Origin of the sequence: Halorubrum sp. SP9, assembly GCF_005435015.1 — an archaeon.
GTDB classification, from domain to species: Archaea; Halobacteriota; Halobacteria; order Halobacteriales; family Haloferacaceae; genus Halorubrum; species Halorubrum sodomense.
In genome coordinates this window covers 1-611 of the sequence record NZ_SGXU01000253.1, presented here as the reverse complement: position 1 = coordinate 611, position 611 = coordinate 1, and the positions used below count along the sequence as shown (strand labels likewise).

At 56.3% G+C, this 611-nt stretch carries 1 pseudogene; it reads left to right on the top strand.

Features of this window, described 5'->3' with window-relative positions:
* Positions 1-141: 141 nt before the first annotated feature.
* A pseudogene (locus EXE45_RS17420) lies at positions 142-611 on the top strand (hypothetical protein); the annotation flags it as partial.

Below are 611 nucleotides of genomic sequence, written 5' to 3'. Positions count from 1 at the left end.
ATCCATCAGATCGCGGGCTGGCAGGGGCATATCGGACGGTCACCGCGGGACGCCGCAGGCGTTTCGCTGCGAGCGCGGCGACGCAACGGGCATGGGAAAATTGTCCAGAATCTATTAGACATTTCAGTTACAGTTGAGTGTATGCGAGGTAGGCGAGAGTTGTTAGCAAGTGTGGGGGCTATTAGTACAGTCGCGATCGCCGGGTGTTCTGGTGGAGGAGCTGACGACACGGGTAGTGAGGGAGACGGTCAAGATGGTGAGGGTGGTACAGCAACGAGTAACGACGAGAGCGGCGGAAATACGAGCAGCGATGGGGATGACGAGGATAGTGAGAGCGGGACAGCGGAGAACACAACCTCGCAAACCCCGACGAGCGTTGTTCGACAGTTCTGGGAGGCGATTATAGCGGGTGAGTATGAACGGGCGAATGAATTACTACACCCGGGATCGCTGAATTACCCGTTAGATGAGTCCAATGTAGCAATCTCCGGGCAGGCGGTCGAAAGCGTCGAAGTGGTAACGTACGAGGAGGCCAGTGAAATCATCGCATTAGCTTCCGAAGATGACCTCGACCAAGCAGTTCAAGATGCGACTGGCGTCGCCGAGTACAC